Consider the following 26264-nt stretch of genomic DNA (forward strand, 5'->3'; position numbering starts at 1 on the left):
TCAATGCGGCCCACTCAAGGAGACATCCATGCTGAACCCACTCATCAAGAAAACACTTCAGAGTCTGACACTTGCAATCGGAATGACCATGATGGTAGCAAGCAGTCACGCGCAATCTCAAGGTAACTTTCCTAACAAACCGATTCGACTAATCGTACCCTTTACACCAGGTGGAGTGACTGATACGAGTGGCCGCTTGATCGCTGATCAATTATCCAAACGCATTGGTCAACAGGTGATCGTAGAAAACAAACCAGGCGCCACAGGTAACATAGGTTCTGCCCTAGTTGCTAATTCAGAACCTGACGGATACACCCTTGTTTATGGTTTTGACGGCACGATGGTTGTTAATCCCCATATCGCTACCAGTATGCCCTTTGATCCCATCAAAGACTTCACGCCAATCGGGAAAATTGGAGAGACAGTACTAATTCTTGTGTCCTATCCAAAGTTTGAAGCGCAGACTCTCAAAGATATTATTGAGCTCTCCAAACAACCCGGTAAAACAGTGACATTTGGTTCGTCTGGAATTGGCAGTCCGCAACATGTTGGAATCGAACTCTTAAATCAAAAAACCGGTGCAAAACTTGTTCACGTTCCTTACAAAGGAGGTGGCCAGGCAATGATTGATGTCCAAGGCGGCAACATACCCCTTGTCTTTACTGCCGTAGCGGGTGCCTATCCTCACATCAAAGCGGGTCGTATCAAAGCCGTTGCTGTTTCAAGTGAGAAGCGAGCCCCGTCATTACCAGACGTTCCAACTTTTATCGAAAGTGGAGTGCCTGATTTTGTTGTAAGCGGATGGGTCGCAATATTTGCACCCGCAAAAACGCCTAAATCCGTGGTCACCTACCTAAATAACGAACTCAATGCTGTATTGAAAATGCCCGATGTAGTTGCCAAACTTGAACAAATGGGAATTACTCCGACACCTTGGACACCCGAAAAATTCGCAGCCGAGGTCAAAGCGGACTATGAACGCTATGGAAAGGTCATCAAAGAAGCCGGGATTAAGGCCAACTAAATAATCGGACAATCTCTCTATGAAACATTCACTACGCAAACGACTGACTGAGCCAGGCCTGATCACTGCCCCTGGCGTCTATGAAATGGTATCTCTCAGGCTTGCTGACCAATTTGGTTTTGATGCCCTTTACATGACTGGATTTGGTACCGTTGCTTCATACCTCGGCTTGCCGGACGCTGGACTGGCTACCTACACCGATATGCACAACAGAGTTTCAGCAATGGCCAGCATGGCATCGGCCCCTCTTATTGCTGATGGTGATACAGGTTATGGAGGCTTATTAAATGTTCAGCATACTGTGAGAGGATATGAATCGGCAGGAGCAGCGGCTATACAGCTTGAGGATCAGGAATTTCCAAAAAAATGTGGTCATACTCCCGGAAGACGCGTGATACCCATGAAGGATATGGCGCAAAAAATTAAAGTCGCCTCAGAAGCTCGTCAAAATAAAGACTTCCTGATCATTGCTCGTACAGATGCGAGGACCACTCTTGGGCTTGACGAAGCACTCAGGCGAGCAGAGGCTTATGCGAATGCTGGTGCAGACCTGCTGTTTGTAGAATCGCCAGAGTCACTCGAAGAAATGCGCATCATCGGTGAAAGATTTGACTTACCGTTAGTCGCAAATATGGTCGAAAAAGGAAAAACACCTATCCTGTCGAAAAAGGAACTCGAATCTCTGGGTTTCAAACTCGCCATATTTCCTGTGACAGCCTTACTGGCTTGTGTACAAACGATGACAAATGTATATCAACAATTCAAAACAGATGGTTCATCTAAAAATGGGACAACTGAGCTCGCAGATTTTTCAGATCTCACCAAGCTGATGGGTTTTGAATCAGTATGGGATTTTGATCGCAAACATCAAGAATAAAATATTAAGCTTTCACCGGTAATTCAAACCAAGTCTGCCCTTCGTCACAATGAATCGTGATTTTGGGTGGGCGTCCATGCGGGACTTGAGGGCTATGGCCCTCATCACTGCCTGCAAGAGAGATTCGAATTCGACTTCCCTCTTCGAATCTCCAGGAAATCGGTAACAAAGCAAAATGTAAAATCGCCTTTTCACCGGGCTTCAGTAGCCGTTTGGATTGACGGTCAAAAGAACCATAAGGCCAACTGGCCTGATAGTTAGGATCCCGACCCACACCGTCTCGATGCAATACGCGCATGATTCCTTCCGTGACATATCGCGCGGTCCCATCTGACAACACTTCAGACACATACAAATAAATCGCTGCATCACTCTCCGATGCAGTGAGACTCAAGTGCGCTGTGACATGCCCCGTCAACTCGTAGGCACGCTCCAGAGGCTGTGTTGTAAAAGCAAGCATGTCCGACTGACGCTGAGTCCAATCAGGATAGTAGTCCTCGACACCCACTGCGCCCAATCTCTCATAGCGCGTGTTGGAACCTGTCGAGACAGAGAAATCAACCTGATAACTCTCCTGACCATTGGTTTGGGTCACATCTTGCGTCAAGACCCCGCCTTGGCTGGCGAAAAGCCTCTGAGTTGACGCGTACGCAGGCCAGCTGTCACTCTGCTGCCACTGCTCCGCGTGCATCGTAAAGTAATGCACAGGCGCCTCAAACTCCAGACCCGTAGCCATTCCACATAAGTAATGATCAAAGAAACGCAACACTTCGGCCAACACAGGAAACTGCGCTTGAGCCTGTTCGCGCCAAGGTGAAACATTCGAGCGCGCGCCGTGATCCCATGGTCCTAGCAGCAAGCGGTGCGGCTGCCGTGTCAGCGTCAAATATCGACTAATTGCCGAATTGCTGTACCCTGCTCCATCTAGCCAACCCGAGATGGAATAGATGGCAACATCTTCCGGGATCAACTCTGAGTAAAAGGCGGGGCTACAAACCTCAAGGCTCAGTTCAGGGTCATGCAAAAAAGCATCATCCCTGAAAGGGACTTCTCTGGCCATTTCACCCAAATCACAATTACTTTTATGTTGCGTGATTGCCTGCGCAAGAGCAGTGCCATCCACGTCATTATCAACCGCTTGCGGTCCAGCCAAGAGCGGACTGCCATAATAGGCAAACTTGCTCAGCGTCTGGCGATCATCCTGATCCAGACTCAGCATCAGCTCGTTATAACGTCCCGCCCAAATTGAAGACAGCACTCCGCCAACGTAGAGTTGGTCTTTGTAGATATCACTGACAGCAAACAATGGCGCAATCGCTTTGACAGCTGGATGCCGGGTACTCGCTAAAAAGATCGCGGCTGCGCCCAGATATGAGATACCGGTTGAGCCAATCACCCCATTACTCCAGGACTGCTCGACGATCCACTGGGCGATTTCATAGCTGTCGTCGCGCTCTTTGGGAGAGCGCAACGCATCGCGCGTACCAAAGCTCGCCCCTGTTCCTCTCACGTCAACTACGACCAATGCATAGCCTCTTGGAACAAACATATCACGATATTTTCCACAGTTCGGACTGGGATCGACGTCAGACTGTTTTGTCACGAATCGACGATAGTAAGGCGTGAAAATGACGATCGTCGGCCATGTCGAACCGGTACGCCCCGAATCCTCTTTGATCTGTGGGAGATACACATCCACGGCAAGTCGGCAGCCATCCCTCATCTCGACATATTGTGAAAATGGTTTTGTGGGTATACCGAACAGAGCTGGGCGTTGTTGAAGGTACTTGCTGGGGCTTAGACGCCACGCCGCGGTTTGAAGATCGTGATCAGACATGACTTTCCAGAAAAAAAGGGGCACTTGCGCGCCCCTTTGATCAAATGCGCGGGTTAAGCGCCAGCTTTAAATGACTTGTTCCAGTAATCTAGGCAAGCCACTTTGCCATCCACAAGATTTTTCGAATCATAGGCAAATACGCGCTTGAGCTCACTATCCGTAAAGCTCACGCGATCGCGCAAATCAGGTGGCATTTCAGCATTGCGAACAGTCGGTGCGTAGCCCATTGCCTTGGCAAACTCAACCTGACCCTTTGGATTGAGCATCGTATTCAAATAATTGAATGCACCAGGTTTGTTGCGCGCGTTTTTAGGGACTGCACCTTCAAACGTTACAGCGACTGCGCCTTCTTTGGGAATCACAAAACCTAGTGGAATACCGGCATCTTGCCATTGCAAGGCACGTGCTTTCCACATACAAGTCATCCAGATTTCACCAGACTTCAACGCGGCTGCAACGGCCTCGTTTGATGGGAAAATCTTTGGGTCGTTTTTCTTGATCTCGGCTAAAAACTTCATACCGGGCTCAAAGCTTGAGGTATTTCCTTTGTTAGCCAATCCGGCAAACAGTGTGTTCGCGACAAACAAAATATCCGAGAAACCGACGCGACCCCGGTATTTTGGATCCGTCGCAACACTAAAGCTATCGGGAGGAGTAGGAATTTTTTCCTTGTTGTAAACAAGAACCATGGCACTGAAGATATGTGGAATCGAGTAGCCCGTGTTGAATTGCTCGAAAATGTTGGCCAGATTAGGAATCGATTTGGTGGAAACTGGCTCCAGGACATCCATCAGAGACACGTCATACATATCGACATCCTGCAGCAAACACACATCCATCGAACCACGACGCGAGGCGCGTTCAGCGCGGACCTTGGTTGCTCGGGCGACGGCGTTGCCCGTATCAAAAACCACTTTTGAATCCGTTAAGGGATTGACGATTTTTTGCAGCAGGTTTTGATAGTCACCACCCCAAGTACCCACCACGACGCTATTGTCTTGGGCGAACACATTGCTACTCACCAGCGGCATCGCGGGTGCCAGCATGAGTCCGGAGGCTGTTTTTAGAAAAGTGCGTCGTTTTGCATTAGGATTTTGCATGAGTACTCCTTTGGGTAAAAAGACGAGATGAAGCAGGAACTCCGAACTTTCGTTCCGAGGGTGCGATCAATGACTGCAAATTAACATACGGATGAGGTAACTGCGAAGCAAGATCCTCAGCGTTTAAATCTCTGGTGATCACGACGATAATATTCGGAGATTGTCTGTGCTGTGGCATTCTGCGTGGCATGCCATAGGTTGTCCCCACGCTTTGCACCAAAATAGGATCTTCACAATCCTCGACGTGCACAAGCGCCTTGACACGCAGCAAACTCTCGCCGCAGACCCCCGCCAGATCATCGAGCCAAGAGGAGAAATCCTCCCAGTCGATCGCCTCGACGATACTGGCCCGCATGACATGAATCCTCGCATGCGCAGCCTCAGGCTTGTAAAGACTGAGCGCGCGCACAGTCATATCGAGCAAGTCCGAGCGATCGGAACCACCCGAGGAAGCATCCTGCGAGATCAATGCCTCGCTCACTAATATCTGGCGATCACGTCCAGACACAATACGGGCAAGCGGATTAAGCGCCTGGGCTCGATGCTCTGCGTCCTTGAGCGCCTCGTCGTTTAGCAAGTCAGACTTGGTCACCACAATGCGCTGTGCTGCCGTCAACTGCGCCGCTGCTTCTTCGAAATTATCCTCATGCAAATTGTCCTGGCTTGCATCGTAAGTCGAGACCACACACACGCGTAGATTACGTGTGGATAACGCAGGATCGGCAAGCGAGGCCAAAATCGGCCCGGGACGAGAAATCCCACTCGTTTCTAAAATGACGCGTCTGAGAGGCGGCGCACCCAAGGGACGAGGGGCATCGAGCAGCTCTGCCACCGTAATCACCAGGCTACTGCGCAGCGAACAACACACACAGCCATTGGATAAAAGCATCGTACTGCTTGCGTCACCCGCATCCGCGATCAACGCGCCATCCAGACCGATCTCGCCGGCCTCGTTGACGATGACCGCCGTGTCTTTGAGAGACTCTTGCTTGAGCAAGTCCACCAGCAGCGTCGTTTTGCCGCTGCCAAGAAATCCGCACAGGACGATGAAATCAACGACGGGGGGGCCGATCTGCATTGTCTTCCTTCCAGCTTTCATCGACCATATGCTTGACTTGTTCCAGTAGCTCCTGGGTGTCATAAATCATGCCTGCGCGGATCGTATAACGCAGACTGCGATGCCATTCCGCTTTTCCTGTTTCATCATTCAAGCGAATCGCGCCGGTTCCGTACATCAACTTGAAATCCTCCAGGGGGTTCAAGTCATGGACCAGCAAATCGGCGCGCTTACCGAGGTCGATCGAACCTGTGTCGTCCTCAATCCCCAACAGTTCAGCCCCCTGGGAAGTCGCACTTCGCAAGACCTCAAGTGGATGGAAACCAGCCTCCTGCAAAAGTTCGAGCTCGCGGATCAAGCCAAATCCGTAAATCTGGTAAATGAAACCCGAATCACTGCCCGCACACACGCGACCACCCAGATTTTTGTATTCATTCACGAACTGCATCCAGATTTGATAGTTCCGTTTCCACTCAACTTCGTTGGCAACACTCCAGCGATACCAGTAGGCTCCATGACCGCCTCGCTGAGGCTGGAAATATCGCCAGACTGATTTCCAGCTGTAGTCACCATGCCAGTCAGCCCGACGCGCGCGCATCAAATCCCGATTGGCATCATAGATATTGAAAGTCGGTACAAAGGTATGACCCAGCTCGAGGAATTGATGCAAAACATCGTTCCACTTCTGGCTCCCGGGCGCGGCCGCCTGAGCGAACATTTGTCCAGACACAGAGAAACGGAAGTACTCGTCGCCATAGTTATAGTCAGTCGGGAAGTTTTGCACCACCCTGTTCTCAAAAAGAGCCTCGGGAATCCCGTAATAATGTTCTGAACTTGTCAAACCCCAGCGAGCCGACGTCAGCGCATTCACCTGCGTGACAGCCATTTGCGCATGATGGCACCCCGTTTTAAGTCCTTGCTCTTTCGCCTCATCCAGAGCGGCTTGCATGATCTTGGGTGGTGCGCCGAAAAACTTGATTCCGTCTGCTCCCCTCGCCTTGAGTTTACGCACCCAGTCGCGCGCCTGCTCAGGAGTGAAGATCGTTTTGATTCGCTCATTGACCGCCGGAAAATATGAATGCAAAACCATACGTGGCGCGGCGATTTCATTGCGCTCGGCCGCCTCACGCTGCTGCAGCATGTAGCCGAGTCCATTCATGGAGCCCATTTCCCGTACCGTCGTCACACCATGTGCTAGCCACAGTTTATATACATAATCGGCGGGCGGGACTGTTCCGCTCATCGCGTGCCATGGCGTTCCCACATGACTATGGCAATCGATCAAGCCTGGTGTCACGAACTTTCCATGACAGTCGATTTCATGGTCGCCGGGTGCAGGACGGATTTTAGGATTGATCGCTTTGTGTGGCGTCCCCACTAGCTTGAGCTCGGTGATACGACCATTTTCCACGACAATATCGTAAGGTCCCGACGGAGGAGCACCCGTGCCGTCAATCACAGTCGCTCCACGCAACACCAGACGCTTATAGGGACCCGCGCCAGCATTGCGCGAAGTTGCAGCCGTCGCGGGAAACAAACCTTTCGGCTCGTTCATCAGACGCGCTTCCTCACCCACGTCAAAATCTTTAATCAAACTTGTGTCAACCATGTGCGCTCCCAATATATTTATTATTCAAATTCATCGACTATTTACCCAATCGCCATCAAAGTCGCATTTCCGCCGGCTGCCGCTGTGTTATTGCTGATCGCTTTTTCGTGCAACAGGATCTCGATCCTGTAGTGTTCAAGCATTTCCAGTTGTTCGGTCGAACGACTATGAATCGGAATGAGCGGCCCTGACCGTCTCCATAAACGTTGTACGAGCGCGAGCAACGTATCTCTATCACCCTCGAACAATACGGCCTCGAAAGGCAGTTGATCAAGTTCAGCTTGTTCACAGATCGACCACTCTCGCGTATCTTGACGACGCATTTCTCGCCAGCTTGCGATCGCAGGGGTATTCAACCAGATTGGCTTGATCCCCACACTTGAGGTGATCGCACTCTGGTGCTGGATACCAATTTCGGTCGAGGCCACACAAAGCACGACAGACTTAGGCTGCAGTTGATAAGTATTGCGCTCACCGGTTGGCCCTGACAAGGTGTACTCAGAGGCGCGGTCAGGGTTCTGCTCAGAAGTCAAAGCTTCCAGGAAAACAGGGGGCTTTTGCAAAGACGCCAAGAGGCGCAACACATATAGCGGACCTCCCGCTTTAGGCCCAGTTCCTGACAGTCGATTACCACCGAAAGGCTGAACACCTACGACCGCCCCCACCATGTTGCGATTGATATAAACGTTACCGGCACAAGCATGGTTGATGACTTGCTGGACAGTTTCATCAAGCCTCGTGTGTATACCCAGCGTGAGACCATAACCGAGACGATTAATCGCATTGACTAACGTATCGAGCTGTTCACGTCGATAGCGCACAATGTGTAAAACGGGTCCAAAAATCTCTCTTGATACATCTTCAACTGCAGGCACTTCGACCAAGGTCGGTGGGACAAACCATCCAAAGTTCGTATCAGACTCCAATGCAGTTTGAAAAACCTGACGACCTTGCCTCTGCAACTGATCTAGATATTGATCAATGGTGCTTTTTGCCTGACGATCAATGATCGGTCCCACATCGCAACTCAGTCTGTCGCAATGACCGGTTCGAAGCTCGACCATCGCGCCGCGCAACATATGCAACAAACTATCGGCGATCTCTTCCTGGATGCATAGCAGTCTCAAGGCCGAGCAGCGCTGTCCCGCAGAATCAAAAGCGGAGACCAGCACATCATTGACCACTTGTTCGCACAGCGCCGAAGAGTCCACCACCATTGCGTTGATACCACCGGTCTCGGCGATCAATGTCACAGGCTCGCCACGCGCATCCAGTCGCGTGGACAAGGTACGTGCAATCGCCTGCGCAACGTCTGTCGATCCCGTAAAAACGACACCTTGGATACGGGAATTCTCAACAAGACCTGCCCCAAGCTCCTCACCTGTCCCGAGCAAAAGTTGCAAAGCCTGTGAGGGAATCCCTGCGCGATGAAGGATCTTGACCGCAGCGTGCGCGATCAAACTGGTTTGCTCAGCAGGTTTGGCAATCACCACATTACCTGCAGCCAGAGCGCCTGCGATCTGACCAACAAAAATCGCCAAAGGAAAATTCCACGGACTGATACAGGCCACGGGCCCCAACGGCGCATGCGGATTGCCCTCCAAATGCTCACAGGCCCAGGCAGCGTAGTAATTCAGAAAATCCACCGTTTCGCGGATTTCGGAGATTGCATTGGGAATCGACTTGCCCGCTTCTCTCACCAACATCGCGATCAACGTGCCTGACTGACTCTCAATTGATTTGGCCGCCATTTGAAGCGCCTGTGCCCGTTGCCGGGCCGGCGTGGCTTGCCAGACCGCTTGATATGCGGTCGCAATCTCAAGCGCCTGCTCGACGTGAGAGCGTTGCGCGAACATCACCTCTCCCACCACATCTCGCTGTTCAGCAGGATTTAAGACATTTCTGGCGAGCGTCTCTTGCCAGACGACTTCGCACGTACCGACCAGCGACGAGGCTCTCCAAGAGGTCAGCCCAACATTGATCAAATTCGCGCTCAGGGAGCCGAGCCTCTGCTCATTACTGAGATCAAGGCCCGACGAGTTAGGGCGACCAAGCGACACAGCCGAATCAGACTTCACATACAGATTTGCAGGCAGGGGAATTCGAGGATGCGCCATACCCGGGGGAGACACCGCACGGGTCAACTCGACAGGATCGGTAATCAACTCTTGCACCGATGTGCCTTCGTCGTGGATTCTATTTACAAAAGAAGTATTGGCACCGTTTTCCAGAAGCCTGCGCACCAAATAAGGCAGCAAAGCCTCATGTGTCCCGACCGGGGCATAAATCCTGCAAGGTCGGTCTAATCCGCCCTCGGATACAGGTTGACAAGCGAACTCATACAATGGCTCACCCATACCGTGCAGACATTGAAACTCATACTGGCCACGATAATAGTTGGGACCCGCCATGTGATAGATAGCTGCCACCGTCTGCGCATTGTGCGTCGCGAATTGCGGAAACAATGCATCGGGGGCTTCCAACATTTTTCGGGCACACGCCAAATAGGAAACATCGGTATGACTCTTGCGTGTGTAAACAGGATAGCCCTCCAAACCATCGACCTGAGCCCTTTTAATCTCCGTATCCCAATAAGCACCCTTGACTAGTCTGATCATCAGGCGACGTTTGTGTCGTCTGGCCAGATCAATCAGATAATCAATAACGAAAGGCGCCCGCTTTTGATAGGCCTGCACCACAAAACCGATACCATTCCAATTCTTTAAAGCAGGATCGTCACAAACCGCCTCGAGCAAGTCCAGCGACAGCTCCAGTCGATCAGCTTCCTCGGCATCAATATTCAGACCAATGTCATACTGTTTGGCCAAATGCACCAGTCTGGATAGATCTGGCAACAACTCATTCATCACGCGGTCACGCTGAGCCCTGCTGTAGCGGGGATGCAACGCGGAGAGCTTGATCGAGATCCCCGAGCTTTCGTAAATCCCTTTTCCTGCTGCGTTCTTGCCAATTGCATGGATCGCCTGCTCGTAGAGCTGAAAATATCGGCGTGCATCTTCGCGCGTCAGGGCAGCCTCTCCCAACATATCAAAGGAGTAACTAAAACCCTTTTTCGCGAGACGCTCTCCATGGTTGATGGCCTCAGCGATTGTCCTGCCCGCGACAAACTGCTCGCCTAACAAACGCATGGCGATATTCACGCCCTTGCGGACCAGCGGCTCGCCGCCGCGCGAGATCATTCGTGTCAACGCATTGGAAAGGTGCTTTTCGCTGCTGACGGTCACCAGCTTGCCTGTGATCATCAGCCCCCAGGTTGCAGCATTCACAAACAATGAAGGCGATCCACCCGTATGCGCGCGCCAGTCACCTTGCGAAATCTTGTCGCGTATAAGGGCATCGCGCGTAGACAGATCCGGGATCCTCAAGAGCGCCTCAGCGAGACACATCAAGGCAATCCCCTCTTGAGAGGACAACGAAAACTCTTGCAACAACGCTTCGACACCGCTGCGCTTGCGAGTATTGCGCAACGCGAGGACAAGGCGGCTAGCCGTCTTGCTCACCGCAACAGGATCCGTGCTTTGTGCAAGCTCCAGCAGCATAGGCAGACATTCGGTTTCCGGACGGCGATAAGCAGACGTAATCGCCGCACGCAATACCGACTGCGCCTGAACGTCCTGGGCAAACTCGACGAAGGGCAACAAGCTCACAGGGTGTGATTCCAGCACCCCCTCTTCACCAACGCTCACCGAGTCACTTTGGATCAATTCAGGCGGAATCTCGCCACGCTCGATACGCTCGACATAGCTCGTCAGTGCTTGTTTATGCAACCAATGCGGTGTACGCGACACCCTTAGTGCAGCAGTTCGCAAACGCTCGCGCAGCGCCTCGTCGACTTTGACCCCTATTGTGACGCTGGCCATTTGAATTTCCGGCTTAGAGACGGTTCACAAAAATCTGTCCTTCTTTCATCACCAGGGGAATATGATCTCCCTGACCCAAGAGACAGTTCACATCGCGCGTCGGATCACCATCCACGATCAAAATATCCGCAAAGGCACCCACTTGCAGTCGGCCGAGCTTACCCGTCATGTTCAAGACTTCGGCGGCGATCGTGGTGGCACTTCGAATCACCTCAATCAGAGGCATGACCTCCGAGCGAATCCGGAATTCTTCGCTTTGCAGCCGCTGTGACGGCCCCAACAAGTCGCTACCATAGCCAATCTTGACACCCGCCTGACGATAAATTTCCAGCGAGCTCAGACCTGCCGAGCTGACCTCGGAAATTTTCGCGACGCTGTCGGCTGGCAAACCATACTTCTCACCTTCAAGACTCAACGCTTCGTATGTAATCAGGGTTGGGACCACATACGCGCCGTGCTCATGCATCAGTCGCGCGGTCGGTGCGTCGATCAAATTACCGTGTTCGATCGTTCTGACACCGAGCCTGATCGCGCGCGAAATCGCCTCAGGCGTGTACGAGTGCGCCATCACATAGGTTTGCCTCGCGGTGGCTTCTTGCACCATGGCAGTGATTTCCTCCTCGGAATAGCCCCAGGAAGCAATCGGATCCGTCGGCGAAGCCACACCGCCCGAAGCCATGATTTTGATCTGATCCGCGCCCATTTGAAATTCCTGGCGCACCGCCTTCCTGACCTCATCCACGCCATCGGCTACACGACCGATATCACCCGCCCGGAAACAGCAACCACAGAAACTCATGGGCCGAAGATGATCAGAGCGAGGCCGAGGATCTCCGTGTCCCGCGGTCTGACTGATGGCACGACCGGAAATGAACAGTCTCGGTCCATTCAGCGTGCCCTCGTTGATCGCGCACTTGAGTCCCCAGCCTGCCCCGCCGGCATCGCGCACAGTGGTAAAGCCGCGCTGGAGCATGCCCTGAATAATTGGAACGGCCCGCATCATCACCAACGCGTCAGGCAATACACCTTGCGTACTCAAGTTCAACTGGGTCGCAAGCACATGCACATGCAAGTCGATCAGCCCGGGCATGATGGTTTTGCCTTTCACATCAATCTCTTGAGCGCCTTTGACCTTGATAGGCGTCGAGGAGATTTCGCGGATCACACCATCTTCGACGAGCACATCGTGCGTGCCCTGCAGCTCTGAAGCCAATGGATCAAGCAGATTGCCATTGCGAAAAACAATTAAATTTTTACTCATGAGAAATAGTCTCCAGACATATTCAGGACGTCATCGTTCTGACGTAGCGTCGGTGAATGAGCCAACTCGAGGTCAGCGCAATGGCCATGGTGGCAACAACAAGAATCAGCGCCATGCTCGACCCGAAAGGCCAGTTGGAGGCTTTGGCTATTTGACCGTAGAGCGAGGGTGCCATCATGGTGATACCGCTCCCCCCCAGCAAAACCGGTGTTGCGTAGGCGTTCATACACAAAATGAAGACCAGCATCGTGCCCGCGGCGACACCCGGAGCGGCAATTGGCAACACCACTCTCCAGAATGTGGTGAATTGGTTCGCACCCAAGTTTCGGGCAGCTTCTTCCACCGCGAAATCCATACCTTCGAGCACACTCTGCAAGGTCAGGATCATAAATGGCAGCACCACCGCTGTCGTACCAATGACGACCGCCAAAGGCGTGTAAAGTAATTTGATGGGCTGGTCGATGATGCCCAACCAAATCATCAACGCATTGGCAGCGCCCGCGTTACCGAGCACCACCATCCATCCCGCCGCGCGCACCACATTACCCACCATCAAGGGGAACACCAGCAGGATAATCAGAATGCTTTTGAAACGGGTTTGTGTTTTAGCTAAAAAATACGCCACAGGAAAACCCATAAGCAAAGACAGGCCCGTACATATTGCTGCAACTGTCAACGTATCCGTGAACACCTTGCGGTAGTAGGCATCCGTGAAAAAGTTGATGTAGTTTTGAAGGGTGAACCCTTCTTTCATCATCGTACGGGGATCGAACTCGTTAAAGCTGTACCTGAACATCAACAGGATGGGTACCATGATGATGAGCAACACCACAATCGACGCAGGAAAGGCGAGCGAAACGCCCAGCCTTGAGGAGCCGGAGGCGGCCACGGGCTGGCTCATGCGCGATCCTTATCGGTGAACACCACACAATCCGAGCCACGGAAATTAGCGTACAAAACGCTACCCGGCTTGAGAGCCTCTCCTCTTTGATAGGCCTGAGTATTTTGCAAATGACAGGAGACTTTCTGACCAACCTTATCCATCAGTGTCACGTCGATATTGGCCCCCAGATAGGCCACAGACTGGACGGTGACGTGCAGGCTGTTATCGAGCTCCGGAGAGGATGAGAGCGAAATACGCTCAGGCCGCACGCCCACGCATTGTGCCCGATCACTCAAACCGGATACCTTGAGTTGGGTGCCAGCCTTGGTTTCAAAAGTCGAGTCCGCGACAGGACGACCTTCAAAAAAACTCATCTTGCCCAGAAAATCGGCAACAAAAAGATTAGCTGGTTTTTCATACAACGCATCAGGCGTGCCGAGCTGCTGGACCTTGCCGTCATGCATGATGGCCATACGATCTGATAACGCCAGCGCCTCTTCCTGGTCATGCGTGACAAAGACCGTCGTCAACCCAAGCCTCTGCTGCAAGGCGCGAATCTCCTCGCGAACCTCGACTCGCAACTTGGCATCCAGATTCGATAGCGGCTCATCCAGCAGAAAGACCTTGGGCTCAATCGCCAAGGCTCTGGCAATCGCCACACGCTGCTGTTGACCGCCGGAAAGCTGGCGCGGATAACGATCACGGTATTCGGACATCCTGACCATATCCAGGGCCAGATTGATGCGGCGGTCACGCTCGACCGCATCGATCTTGCGCATTTCCAAACCAAACGATACGTTGTGCGCCACAGTCATATGCGGAAACAAGGCATAGCGCTGAAACACCATGCCCGTATTGCGCTTATGCACAGGCAGCGTTGTGACATCGGTATCACCGATCAAAATGCGACCCGCAGTCGGATCGATGAAACCGGCAATCATCCTCAGCGTTGTGGTTTTACCGCAACCGCTTGGTCCAAGAAAAGCGACCAACTCGCCGTCATCGATGTCCAGAGAAAAGTCTGACACAGCAACTGCTGAGCCAAACTGTTTGCGTAAATTTAAAAGTGAGACCTTGGCCATGATGCTTAAACGACTTGACTGAGTTTTACAAACCGATCGGTAATCAGCATGATGATGCCGAGCAGGACGATTTGAACGGTTGAAACGGCCGCGATGGTCGGATCAAGATTGAATTCAAGATATTGCAAGATGGCGATCGGCAAAGTCGTTTTGCCAGGTCCCACAAGCGACAGCGATACTTCGAGGTTTTCAAAAGAAACAATAAAACTGAACAAGGCAGCCGCCACGATCGCGGGCCGAAGCATCGGCAAGGTGACGCGCAAAAACGCCGTGCGACCATTAGCGCCAAGATTGCGTGCGGCCTCTTCGATCGATGGATCCAGCCCATGCATGCTCGCCGACACAAGCCTCACCGTCCACGGAATCGTCAAACAAATGTGCGCCAGCACGAGCCCCGTCAACGTGCCCACCAGATCCCGGTCAAAGAAATTTTCCGCGCGCAGATAAAACAAATAGACCGCAATGCCAGTCACGATCCCTGGCATCAGGAGTGGCGACAACAAAAGTGTGTTGGTGTACTTACTGCCTGTGAACTTGTAGCGAATGATGCCGAGTGCCGCGATGACGCCCAAGCCGACACCAAAAAACGCCGACACCAGCGCCACTTGCAGACTAAAAATAAAACCATTCACAAAGGCCTGGTTTTGCCAGGCATTGGCATACCAAGCCAAGGTGTAACCAGACGGTGGAAAGTACAGAATGGCGTCTTTGAAAAAGCTCAGCCACACCACAAAAATGAGCGGGCACAGCATGATCGCGTAAACCAGAAAAACAACTCCCCGCAGTATCAGTGTGCTGAAGGGGATGCCATGGCGACCAGAATGTGTAGAAGTCACGATTCGTTGAAACTTAGTAATGGTGAGCTTCGATCCTAGGCGAGTTGTACCTTTTGCAGGTATTGGGGTTAACCCTTTGTCTCGCCTTCGGTTTGAATAAACAAACAAGTTATTTGTTAAGTGTTACTAATCCCCGCTTCCTTGATCAACTTCTCCCAGCGAGCCATTTCCTCCAGCACCATCTTCTGGGCTTCCTCGCGACTACTGCCCACCGCATCAAGGCCCTGCTTGCTCAGCTGCTCCTGAGCGGCAGGGGATTTCACCACCGCGACGATTTCCTTGTTCAACTGATTCAAAATATCATTCGGTGTGCCAGCCGGTGCGGCAAAGCCGATCCAAAAGCGCATTGCCATGCCTGGCAGGCCGACATCCACTGCGGAGGGCACATCCGGCAAAGACGCCGAGCGCTGCGTATCCGTCACGAGCAAGGCGCGCAACCGACCAGACTTGATCGATGGCAGGACCGTCGGCATCGAAGACACGAGCGCCTGCACCTGACCGCCCAACAAATCCGCCAGCACAGCACTTGCACCTTTATAGGGCACGTGCGTGAGATTGATCCCCGTCAAACTTTTGAGTAACTCGCCGCCCAGATGCGTGTTCGTCCCCACACCTCCGGAGCCGAAAAACATCTTGTTCGGGTTTTTCTTGACCAGCGCGACAAACTCTTCAAAGTTTTTGACTGGCAAGTCAGCATTCACAACCAACACATGCGGTACTGAAGCCGCGATTGTGATCATGGAGAAACTTTTCTTTGGATCAAACTGGAGATCCTTGATCAAACCCGCTGCGATCGAAAAAGAAGTTTCAGCCGTCAACAAGGTATAGCCATCAGGATTTGCCCGAGCGACCGCATTCCAGCCAATCGTACCGCCACCGCCGACGCGATTTTCCACAATCACAGGTTGCTTGACGCGGTCCGTCAGATGCTGCGCCACGATACGCGCCACGATATCCGTGCCACCACCCGCAGAATACGGCACGATGATATTGACTGGTTTTCTGGGGTAGCCGTTATCTGCCCACGCCACTCCCGTCATGCTGAGTGCGCCGAGTGAGGCCAGATAGTGATTAAATTCTCTGCGTTTCATTTTTATCTCCCAATTATGATTGATATCAAACAGACAACCAGACAGGCTCGCCCTTGCCAAAATCTGGTGCGGGCCTCGCCCATCGAGGTGCTGTTTCTGTCATCTTTAAAACAGGTCCCAGCGTCAACATCTTGCCGTGATTAGAGGTATCCGTTTTAACGTAGAGTTTTTCAACCTCTTCCGCCGCCAGACGGTCTGGCGCAGCATCAAAGCTCTCGAGCAGACCTTGACGCTGAATAAACATCGCGGACTGACAAAGCGAAACATTGACCTCGTAGCTGCCGCCCTCTTTGGCACGGCGAGCCAGTGCAAGCATGACTCCGATCGCGCCCAGATAACCTGTCAGATAATCACACATTGGCGCAAATACCAGCTTGGGTTGCCCCGCGCCAATCGCTTCTCCATAGGTATGACAGACACCCGTGACAGCTTGTGCGATTTGCTCCCAGCCGGCACGGTCTTTGAAAGGCCCGCCACTCCCAAAACAGCTCACTGACAAATGAATCAAGCCGGGGCAAAGATCAAACAGTTGCTCGCGCCCAAACCCCTTTTTCGTCAAAGCGCCTGGACGATACCCATCGATCACCACATCGGCCGTAGCCACCAGGTCACGGAAAATGGCGGCTTGCTCAGGGATCTCAAAATCCAGAAAACAACTCCGCTTGCCATGACTGGTGTCACGCACGTGCTCGGCAACCTGCGGCAAATGTGGCGCGGTTACCATCAAGACATCCGCGCCATGCTCGGCCAACGTCCTGCCAGCGATCGGCCCCGCCAGGATGCGTGTCAAATCCAGCGTACGCACCCCCTCCAGCGGCCGAGTTGCGCTTGATAAAGCTTTAGGCGCGCTATCTCTGACCTTTCGAATCTCAATGACTGGGCGAGCACTCAAGTATTGTCCCTGAGGGTGTGCCAGCCACTCTGCCGGAGTGCGAATCAATCCGCCACATGCACGGGCATCCGCGATCGCCTGCTCGAGCTCCTCGCCATTCCACTTCCCAACGCTTGAGGACACGCCTTCAACCGAATGCTCGCATTGCAAAACGCCCAACACCTTGGGCGTCAAACTTGGCAAATTCAGATGAGGCAGAAACCATCTGCCGTCCTTGGTCGGCCAAGGTTGAGTCGTCGTCAACATTTTTGCCATCATGTCCGACGGGGCAACTGAAACATACTCACCCTCGGAGTTTTGCTTGCGTGTGTAATCCACCGTGCGCAAAGAAGCCGCTGCATGACCCACGTAAATGGCCAACCCTTGCCTCTTGCCATGGCGAAGTTCCCAGAGGTCATTAGCTGCGATACCGACCATGGAGAGGGCTGCCGCGACCGTTTCACCCACACGGAAAGGTGTCTTATAAAACGGATCCGCGCCTGATAGCTGAAGAGTTTCGCTGGGCGCAGCGAGAGCTCTCACGCTCAGAAGCTCTTGAAGAGCTGAGCTAAAGCCTTGCGGCTTGTTTGTTAAATTTAAGTTAGAACCTTTCGACGACACTTGTCTGCTCCATTTTTGGTTTTTAGCTCTATCCAAGCTTGAATTGAGGATATCACTTTAGTTGTTAACCCAACCGGAGATTTGGAATTGGTTTTGCTTCATTCACAAACATCACGCTTGCGCCTCAAAATCCTCGACAGTCGACTCTCTTTGTTTCTCGCAAATCCTCACATATTTACCTATTTGACAACCTGCAAACATCAGGAACATAATCGGATGAAGGTCTAAGTTTTTTAAGTAAGTGACCTTTCGGCAACTATGCAGTTCCTTATCGCAAATACATAAAAATATTGACCTAAAAAAGGTCAACAACTGGAGACTAAATCATGTTGCATCGCAACGGCATCACTTCGTTTGTCCTTAAAACTTCTTTGATCGCTCTGGCTCTCGCCGCCTCCAGTGTCACTCAAGCGGAGACCGGCATCACTGACAAAGAAATCGTTTGGGGCAACTCATCCCCGCTGTCAGGTCCTAATGCCGGATACGGCCCAATTGGTCGGGCTCAACGTGCTTGCTTTCAATACATCAATGATGAACTGGGCGGCATCAAAATGGGTGACGGCAAAACACGAAAAGTGAAATACGTTATGTACGACGACGCGATGGAACCCGCGCGTGCCTTGCAAAACGCAAGAAGACTGATTAGCCAAGACCGCGTATTTGGCGTCTCAGGTAACGCAGGGACAGGCGCGAACCTGGGTGCAAGGCCTTTCTACAACTCAGAAAAAGTCCCACAAGTCTTTATATTCACAGGCGGGCCCATGTTTGGCGTAAAGGAGGAAGTTGAAAAATTCCCTTACACCATTCCAGCACTTCTCGCGTACAACACTGAGGCTGTCCTTTATGCCGCTTTCATCAAAGACAAATTTCCAAATGCAAAAATCGCTTTGCTCAATGACGATAGCGGTGGCCCATTCTTTTCAAAGGCCTTTGTTAAAGCAGCAAAGGAAATGGGACTGAATATCGTCCTGCATGAAGAACACTCCTACAGCGAACCGACCATCGATGCCAAAATCGACAGACTGGCAGCATCCGGAGCGGATGTGTTTGTGGACATCACGACGCCAAAATTTGTGGTTCAAGCACTCAAAAGAATGGATGCAATTAAATGGAAACCTGCACACATGATTTGGGGAGTAGGGTCGAGCATTGGTGGCGCTCTAGTCCCAGCAGGCCCGGAGATTTCAAAAGGTATTTATTCTGGTCTCTGGTTAAAAGATCAAGCTGACCCAGCTTATGCGAACGATGCTGACATGAAGCTCTATGTTGAAAAGCTTAAAAAGTATGAAAGCGGATTAAATCCAGCAGATCAAAACGCAGCGGTGGGCTGGTTTGTGTGTAATGCGGTCAAGAGCGTTCTGGAACAAACAAAAGAACCAACTCGTAAAGCTTTTATCAATGCCGCACGCAGCATGAAACAAGTGAAGGTACCTCTTTTGCTGGAAGGGATCACCCTTAATACAAACGGTGCCGTTGATGGCTATCCAATCGAATCCATTCAAATGGGTCAGTTTGATGGCACCAAGTTCGTTCCAGTCGGTGCGATTATCAACTACGAGGGTAAAACACCCGGACCTTGATTCATGAATATGAGACTTTAAAAATAATCATTTATCAATAAACGCTATTAATAATAAGCAGGATTTTCAATATGAAGCAAGAAATCACAGCCTATCAAATGTTAATCGATGGGAAATGGGTCAACAGTCTCGAAGACGATTGGATCAACGTTGAAAATCCTGCCAAAAAATTAATCTTTGCAAAAGTACCGCGCGCCAAAAAGGCTGATGTCGATTTGGCTGTAGCGGCTGCCAAGAGAGCATTCAAATCCTGGTCAAAAACCACCGCCGCAGAAAGAGGAAAAATCCTCTATCAAATTACGGATTCCATTGAAAAGAACAAAGAAAAACTCGCTAGACTGATCAGTAGTGAAAACGGTAACGCGCTCAGAACCCAAAGTCGCGGTGAAGCCGCACTCACGGTAGAAATATTCCGTTATGTCGCGGGTTTGAGCCGGGAGATCAAAGGCAAAACAACATACCTAAGTCCGGATAATCTGGACTATACGCGCCGCGAACCCTATGGCGTTGTCGGTGCGATTGTTCCCTGGAATGCGCCACTTATGCTGGCATCATTAAAAATCGCTCCCGCACTGATGACAGGCAATACGATGGTGCTTAAAGTATCCGAAGAGGCGCCCTTGGCTGTGCTTGAGCTCGCACGAATTTGTAGTGAATTTTTACCTGCCGGGACATTGAATGTGATCAGCGGCACAGGCCTTGAGTGCGGAGCCCCCCTTGTTGAACATCCGGATGTTCCAAAAATCTCATTCACCGGCTCGACAGCCGTGGGCAAGTCAATTCTTGCAGCAGCAAGTAAACGCGTTGCGGCAGTGACTCTTGAGCTTGGTGGCAAAAGCGCGCAGATTGTTTTCCCGGATGTTGATATCGATTACACAACGGATGGCGTAATCACAGCCATGCGCTTCTCTAGACAAGGCCAATCATGTACGGCCGGCTCACGTCTTTTTCTTCACGAGTCCATCGCGGAAAAATTTCTTGAGGTCCTCAAAACCAAACTAAAACGTTTGCGTGTAGGCGATCCTTTAGCCGAGGAAACGGACGCAGGTTCAGTCGTCAATGCCAAACAATACGAAAGGGTTTCCTCTTATATTCGGGAAGCCATTGAATCCAACCCCGAATCTTTAATTCTTGGAGGCCTTCCCCCAGCGTCGGGCCCATTGTCTGAGGGTTATTTTTTTGAACCAACCGTATTTTTAAATTTACCAGACACTGTTCGACTCACATGTGAAGAAGTCTTTGGTCCGGTGTTATCTGTCTCTACCTGGAAAGATGAGGACGAAGTGATTGCACGGGCCAACAACTCTGACTATGGACTCGCAGCATTTGTCTGGTCTCGCGCAGGCGCGCCTGCCATCCGGATGGCGCACGGACTAGAAGCTGGCTGGGTACTCGTCAATCAAGGCGGCGGTCAACAAATTGGTCACTCTTATGGAGGAGTTAAACAATCAGGTGCGGGCAGAGAATTTTCTCTCGAAGGGATTCTTGAAAGCTATACAGATATCAAGCAGATATCAGTCAATCTTGGTGATCACGGCTATCCCCGCTAAAAATATCGGCATTGCATTTCTTGAAACTTATTCGATTGGATCATCCATGAGCCCTAAAAAATATAGAACACATCAGTCAATTGGTTTTATCGGTCTAGGCATGATGGGTAGTCGTATGATCGGCCACCTCAAAGGCTATGCCAAAGAACTACTCATCATGGATGTGGATACTGTTCGCGCGCAAGAGGCAGCTACGCGTGCAAATGGTCGATCAGTATCTTCGGTCAATGAAATGGCGAACGCTGATATTGTTGTGTTGATGCTTCCAAATAGCAAAGTCGTAGACTCCGTTGTCAGAGGCGAACAAGGCAAGCCAGGATTAATCGACCTTTTAAGTACTGGCGCAATGATCATCGATATGAGCTCGTCCACGCCGAGCAACACGATTGAGAACGCAGCACTCGCCGCCCAAAAAGGATTGCTCTACATGGATGCGCCTGTATCAGGCGGACCGACAGGAGCAGAATCAGGCAAGCTTGCCATCATGGCCGGAGGCACCGAAGAAGATTTCTTGCATGCTAAGCCTTTGCTTGACCGCATGGGAACAAACGTCATACTCGCTGGCGCCGTCGGATCGGGTCACGCCGTTAAAGCGTTAAATAATCTGCTGTCCGCAACCGTGCTCGCTGCCACTTCAGAGGTTTTTGCAGCGGGCGAAAAATTCGGACTTGATCCCGAAGTCATGCAAAAAATTATCAACGCCTCCAGCGGCGGGAGTTTTGCTACAAGCCATACATGGCCCAAAGCGATCTTACCTAAAAGCTACGATTTCGGTTTCGCCCTTGCTTTGATGCATAAAGACGTTGGTATCGGCATGTCCCTGATCGAATCGACTGGAATCAAAACTACGCTGGTCAACGCAAGCGCGAAAATGTGGGATAGAGCGCTCAAAGCCTCACAGCCAGGCGCAGACATGACCGAGATTACACGCCAAATACAAAAGGAAGCTGGACTGTGACAGCTCCCCCGAAACTTGTTGTCAGTGATCTGTCACTACGGTTCGGCGGAATTGTTGCGCTGGATAGCTTGTCATTTTCGGTCACTGAGGGCACGATCTGTGGACTGATCGGTCCCAATGGCGCAGGTAAAACAAGCTGTTTTAACTGTATCAGCAGGTTATATACCCCTTCTTCGGGGAAAGTTATTTTTGACGGTGAAGACATCACACGAGTCAAACCTAAAGATGTTGTTTCGCTGGGGATTGCCAGAACTTTTCAAAATCTGGCTTTGCTTCCATCTATGACCGTACTTGAAAATGTCATGCTGGGCGGACATCATTACGAAAGAACTAGCTTGTTAAAAGCCCCGTTCGTACCACAGAGCTTGCGGTCAGAGGAAGCATCACTGAATCGGTATGCCCACGAACTGCTTGAGCGTCTGGGCCTGTCTCATCTGCACAATCGACGTGTCGATGACCTGCCATATCCTACGTTAAAAAAAGTAGAGTTGGCCAGAGCACTTGCTGCGAAACCCAGTTTTTTGATGCTGGATGAACCCGCCGGAGGTCTATCTCATTCAGAGGTTGATGATTTATCCGAAACCCTTGTCCGCATTAGACAAGAGTTTTCTTTGACGCTTCTCTTGGTCGAACATCACATGGGCATGGTGATGAAGGTCTCAGACAACATAGTAGTGCTGGATTTTGGGCACAAGATCGCTGACGGCTTACCCGCTGAAATTAAAACCAATCCCCGAGTCATTGAAGCCTACCTGGGCAAGCCTAAATGAAAAATGTTCTGGAAGTTAATAATCTCAAGGCTGGCTACGGGCGCATTAGCGTGCTTCAAGGTATCTCACTCGCAGTCAAAGACGGTTCAATCGCAGTATTGCTGGGCGCCAATGGAGCAGGTAAAACGACTACTCTTCGTGCGATCAGCGGACTACTTAAGAGCGAGGGAGAAATCTTACTCGATGAACAAGATATCAACGGCAAATCCGCCGATAGTATCGCGCGCATGGGAGTTGCACACGCTGCAGAGGGTCGAGGAACCTTTACCGATCTCACTGTCGAGGAAAATCTGCGCGTTGGTGCCTTCAGGAGAAAAGATAAAGCGGAAATCTCCCTCGATCTGGAAAAAATGTATGGCTTATTCCCGAGACTGCGTGAAAGAAGAGCCCAAAAAGCCGGTAGCCTGAGTGGTGGCGAACAGCAAATGCTGGCTGTCGGCCGCGCGTTGATGCTGCGCCCGCGCGTCATGCTTTTAGACGAACCCTCCCTTGGGTTAGCGCCCGTGATCATTAACACACTGTTTGAGACGTTTTCGCATGTGAATAGAGAACTAGGCGTGAGCATGCTGATCGTCGAGCAAAACGCCAATCTAGCCTTACAAATCGCCCATGATGCCTACGTGCTTGAGTCAGGCTCAATCACGCTGAGTGGTCCCGCAAAAGAAATCGCTTCACTTGACGGTATTCGTGCCGCATATTTGGGAGATTGAGATATGCAATATTTCTTCCAGCAACTTTTGAATGGCATTACCTCTGGCGCAGTTTATGCGTCACTAGGCCTGGCACTTGTTCTGATCTACCGCACAACAAACATCGCTAATTTCGCTCAAGGTGAAATGGCGACATTCTCTGCTTTCCTTTCATGGCAGATTACTCAGTTTGGCGTCCCGATCGCCTGGTCCATTCTATTGGTCATGATCATCTCCATTCTGATTGGAGCAGTCGTTTATGCCGTGATCGTAAGACCGGTGCAACATAAAGACGAGATGACCATCATCATCGTGACCCTAGGACTATTTCTCGCGTTCAATAGTGCCACCGGAGCAATATGGGGATTCATGCAAAAATCCTCCCCGAGTCCTTTCCCGACTACCTCCTGGACGCTGGGCTCTTTGAGAATCTCTGCCGAGCTCCTTAGCTTTGTCGGGGTGCTGATCGCGGTATCGGGAGGCCTATATTTATTGTTTCAAAAGACCCGACTCGGGATGGCCCTGCGTGCTGCAGCTTCCAACGCTCAATCAGCGCAACTTGTAGGTATTCCATATACAAAAATGATGATCTTTGGTTGGGGGATGGCCGCAGCGCTCGGTGCAGTTTCAGGCGCACTAGTGGCCTCACGACTCACTCTTGATCCCAATATGATGGCCGATGTCATCATCTATGCATTTGCCTCTGCAGTCGTTGGAGGGATGAGTAGCTATGTCGGCGCGGTAGTTGGTGGAATCGTCGTGGGTGTATCTCAAGCATTCTCGACCGCATTTTTACCTGGCCTGGGTGCTGATCTTCAAATCATCGTCCCACTACTGCTGATTGTGACGGTCTTGATTATCAAACCTGAAGGTCTGTTCGGCAAAACTGTAGCGGCGAGGGTCTGATGAGTGCAAAACGTATAGTTGGTCTGATTTTCGCCGCAATCCTAATCGCAATTCCTCTGACCGTTCCGGGCTACCTGACCTTTCAGCTCAGTGGAGTCATGGCCTATGCGGTTGCTGCAATCGGTCTGAACCTCATTACTGGTTATGCCGGTCAGATTTCTCTGGGACATAATGCCTTTTTCGCTTTAGGTGCCTACTCGGCGGCCTTGAGCATGACGTATTTCAATGTTCATTACATGACCTCCATCCTGATTGCCGCCGTTGTCAGTTTTGTGGTCGGCTATCTATCGGGGTTTCCGGCGCAGCGCTTGAGAGGACTTTATCTGGCACTGATCACCCTGGTGCTGGCAGTTTCCGTATCGCCAGTCATCAAACATTTCAAATCCGTCACTGGAGGCATGTCAGGCTTATCGATTGAGCGTCCAAGCCCACCGGAATGGCTCAATCTGACTCGAGATGCCTGGATTTATTACACCGTTCTGTCGGTCACTGTTTTATGCTTTTATCTAGCTCGAAACTTTGTAGCCGGCAGCACAGGACGTGCGTTGACCGCGGTGCGTTCCGCGCCTCTTGCCGCCTCTGCGATGGGTGTCAACGTGAACGGCTATAAAGTTTTGATTTTCGGCCTTGGATCCATGCTGGGTGGTATAGGTGGGGCTTTGTTTAATTTCTCGATCGGCTTCATCGCACCCGACTCTTTTAATTTACTTCTTTCAGTCAGTTTTCTTGCGGCAATTGTAGTGGGAGGACTTGGCACCATCTGGGGCGCGGTCGTTGCAGGCCTGTTTTTACAGTTTGTACCCTCCTATGCCTCAGATCTGAGTGAAGCATTATCAGGTGCAGTTTATGGAGGCATTTTGATTATCTGCATGTTTTTTATGCCTAAAGGAATAGTCGGCACTCTGATTGAATGGAAGCAGTCTCGGGCGGAGAGAAAAGGTTCAGTTCAATAATAGAAACGATATATTTCTCTACTCAATCCTGACAAACTTAAACTCAGGTACGTTCTTATCCAGCATCAAATCAATCGCCCCCGCATTCGGCTGATGAAAAAAAGGTCTGCGGGGAAAAATCCGGTCATTGACCCAGTGCTGCGACCAACCCTGGGTCGTGACAACACACTCGCGCATCAAATCACCCTCAAAGGCAATCGCACGGCGTCCAAGCTGCTGGCAACCTGTTAAAAAAATATCCACATACGACTGCACAATCGGAAACCGCTCAGTCGCAGGCATCACCGCTTCGGGTTTATTGACGTAAATCCAATACTGCCCTTGCTGCACGGATGAACCGTCCAGCATACGCATCTGAGCAGGCTCTACGCCAACCCGGCAATACATTTCCTCCCGTGCATCCGTCGCCGTGATATCCGCAGCATTGAATACGCGATACACAGTCGCCACCATCTTGGCGTCTGGCACGATCGTCACCCCTAGGAAGGTTGTACTAAAACCGACCTCTCCACCTCTGGCATTAAAAGCCCTCTGAAAACCCGTCACCATGACTGGCAAAGCCTCACCAGTGTTGGGGGCCGTTCTGCGCCTGGAAGCATCCTCCATCAAGCTGCCGTAGCCTACTGTGTATTGAGGCTTGCTCGAATCGACAGCAGGATGACAGATTTGAGATTGCGCAGCCGGTTGCATCGCCGGGTTGACAGACTTTGCCAGCACAATGAATGGGAAACTCAAAAAAACTAATAGATGTAGGGTACGCATGATTTTCGTCAGTTTGATTAATTTTCCTAAGATACCAGAATCAAAACTGTTACCCTTTTGAAAACA

The 26264-nt window shown here is 51.2% G+C and carries 21 protein-coding genes; 9 read left to right on the forward strand and 12 right to left on the reverse strand.

The window, feature by feature from the left end:
* The first annotated feature begins 28 nt into the window (after nt 1-28).
* Together QWY30_RS05270 and QWY30_RS05275 are read left to right on the forward strand one after the other, a co-directional pair.
* Complete coding sequence (locus QWY30_RS05270; RefSeq protein ID WP_290238895.1) at nt 29-1024, forward strand: Bug family tripartite tricarboxylate transporter substrate binding protein; 996 nt, start codon at nt 29-31, stop codon at nt 1022-1024.
* Nucleotides 1025-1043: 19 nt separating this feature from the next.
* Nucleotides 1044-1901 carry an isocitrate lyase/PEP mutase family protein gene (locus QWY30_RS05275; RefSeq protein WP_290238897.1) on the forward strand — a complete coding sequence of 286 codons (858 nt, stop codon included), beginning with the start codon at nt 1044-1046 and terminating at the stop codon, nt 1899-1901.
* 4 nt (nt 1902-1905) lie between these two features.
* Here the strand turns inward: QWY30_RS05275 and QWY30_RS05280 are convergent, their stop codons facing one another.
* The 11 genes from QWY30_RS05280 to QWY30_RS05330 form a co-directional block, all read right to left on the reverse strand.
* Nucleotides 1906-3738: a CocE/NonD family hydrolase gene (locus QWY30_RS05280; RefSeq protein WP_290238899.1), complete on the reverse strand. Its 1833-nt coding sequence runs from the start codon at nt 3736-3738 to the stop codon at nt 1906-1908.
* Between the two features lie 53 nt (nt 3739-3791).
* Nucleotides 3792-4838, reverse strand: a complete 1047-nt coding sequence (locus QWY30_RS05285) for an ABC transporter substrate-binding protein (RefSeq protein ID WP_290238901.1) — start codon at nt 4836-4838, stop codon at nt 3792-3794.
* Complete coding sequence (locus QWY30_RS05290; RefSeq protein WP_290238902.1) at nt 4825-5916, reverse strand: CobW family GTP-binding protein; 1092 nt, start codon at nt 5914-5916, stop codon at nt 4825-4827. The genes QWY30_RS05285 and QWY30_RS05290 overlap by 14 nt, the downstream gene beginning before the upstream one ends.
* Nucleotides 5891-7504, reverse strand: a complete 1614-nt coding sequence (locus QWY30_RS05295; protein WP_290238903.1) for an amidohydrolase family protein — start codon at nt 7502-7504, stop codon at nt 5891-5893. The genes QWY30_RS05290 and QWY30_RS05295 overlap by 26 nt, the downstream gene beginning before the upstream one ends.
* Nucleotides 7505-7545: 41 nt before the next feature.
* A complete protein-coding gene (putA, locus tag QWY30_RS05300; protein ID WP_290238904.1) occupies nt 7546-11385 on the reverse strand; it encodes a trifunctional transcriptional regulator/proline dehydrogenase/L-glutamate gamma-semialdehyde dehydrogenase in 3840 nt (1279 codons plus the stop codon).
* Nucleotides 11386-11398: 13 nt separating this feature from the next.
* Complete coding sequence (locus QWY30_RS05305) at nt 11399-12646, reverse strand: metal-dependent hydrolase family protein (protein ID WP_290238905.1); 1248 nt, start codon at nt 12644-12646, stop codon at nt 11399-11401.
* A gap of 22 nt (nt 12647-12668) precedes the next feature.
* On the reverse strand, nt 12669-13547 hold the full coding sequence (locus QWY30_RS05310) for an ABC transporter permease (protein ID WP_290238906.1): 879 nt from the start codon (nt 13545-13547) through the stop codon (nt 12669-12671).
* A complete protein-coding gene (locus QWY30_RS05315; protein ID WP_290238907.1) occupies nt 13544-14557 on the reverse strand; it encodes an ABC transporter ATP-binding protein in 1014 nt (337 codons plus the stop codon). Before QWY30_RS05315 ends, QWY30_RS05310 begins: the two co-directional genes overlap by 4 nt.
* 59 nt (nt 14558-14616) lie before the next feature.
* Nucleotides 14617-15447 (reverse strand): ABC transporter permease, encoded by an 831-nt coding sequence (locus QWY30_RS05320; RefSeq protein WP_290238908.1) that lies wholly within the window; start codon nt 15445-15447, stop codon nt 14617-14619.
* 116 nt (nt 15448-15563) lie between these two features.
* On the reverse strand, nt 15564-16538 hold the full coding sequence (locus tag QWY30_RS05325) for a Bug family tripartite tricarboxylate transporter substrate binding protein (RefSeq protein WP_290238909.1): 975 nt from the start codon (nt 16536-16538) through the stop codon (nt 15564-15566).
* 25 nt (nt 16539-16563) lie between these two features.
* On the reverse strand, nt 16564-17952 hold the full coding sequence (locus QWY30_RS05330) for a CoA transferase (protein ID WP_290238910.1): 1389 nt from the start codon (nt 17950-17952) through the stop codon (nt 16564-16566).
* Nucleotides 17953-18356: 404 nt separating this feature from the next.
* Between QWY30_RS05330 and QWY30_RS05335 the strand changes: the two genes are divergently transcribed.
* The 7 genes from QWY30_RS05335 to QWY30_RS05365 all read left to right on the forward strand — a co-directional run bounded on the left by QWY30_RS05335 (nt 18357) and on the right by QWY30_RS05365 (nt 25436).
* The gene (locus QWY30_RS05335; RefSeq protein WP_290238911.1) at nt 18357-19610 is read left to right on the forward strand and encodes an ABC transporter substrate-binding protein; all 1254 of its coding nucleotides are present in this window, start codon (nt 18357-18359) and stop codon (nt 19608-19610) included.
* Nucleotides 19611-19681: 71 nt separating this feature from the next.
* Complete coding sequence (locus QWY30_RS05340) at nt 19682-21160, forward strand: aldehyde dehydrogenase family protein (protein WP_290238912.1); 1479 nt, start codon at nt 19682-19684, stop codon at nt 21158-21160.
* 46 nt (nt 21161-21206) lie between these two features.
* On the forward strand, nt 21207-22118 hold the full coding sequence (locus QWY30_RS05345; RefSeq protein WP_290238913.1) for an NAD(P)-dependent oxidoreductase: 912 nt from the start codon (nt 21207-21209) through the stop codon (nt 22116-22118).
* Complete coding sequence (locus QWY30_RS05350; protein WP_290238914.1) at nt 22115-22888, forward strand: ABC transporter ATP-binding protein; 774 nt, start codon at nt 22115-22117, stop codon at nt 22886-22888. The genes QWY30_RS05345 and QWY30_RS05350 overlap by 4 nt, the downstream gene beginning before the upstream one ends.
* On the forward strand, nt 22885-23598 hold the full coding sequence (locus QWY30_RS05355) for an ABC transporter ATP-binding protein (RefSeq protein WP_290238916.1): 714 nt from the start codon (nt 22885-22887) through the stop codon (nt 23596-23598). The genes QWY30_RS05350 and QWY30_RS05355 overlap by 4 nt, the downstream gene beginning before the upstream one ends.
* 3 nt (nt 23599-23601) lie before the next feature.
* Entirely contained in the window at nt 23602-24483 is an 882-nt protein-coding gene (locus tag QWY30_RS05360; RefSeq protein WP_290238918.1) for a branched-chain amino acid ABC transporter permease, read from the forward strand.
* A complete protein-coding gene (locus QWY30_RS05365) occupies nt 24483-25436 on the forward strand; it encodes a branched-chain amino acid ABC transporter permease (protein ID WP_290238920.1) in 954 nt (317 codons plus the stop codon). Before QWY30_RS05360 ends, QWY30_RS05365 begins: the two co-directional genes overlap by 1 nt.
* Before the next feature lie 18 nt (nt 25437-25454).
* On the opposite strand, the gene QWY30_RS05370 is transcribed toward QWY30_RS05365, so the two are convergent.
* On the reverse strand, nt 25455-26198 hold the full coding sequence (locus QWY30_RS05370) for a gamma-glutamylcyclotransferase family protein (RefSeq protein ID WP_290238922.1): 744 nt from the start codon (nt 26196-26198) through the stop codon (nt 25455-25457).
* Between the last annotated feature and the right edge of the window lie 66 nt (nt 26199-26264).

This window comes from Zwartia panacis, from assembly GCF_030410395.1.
GTDB classification, from domain to species: domain Bacteria; phylum Pseudomonadota; class Gammaproteobacteria; order Burkholderiales; family Burkholderiaceae_B; genus Zwartia; species Zwartia panacis.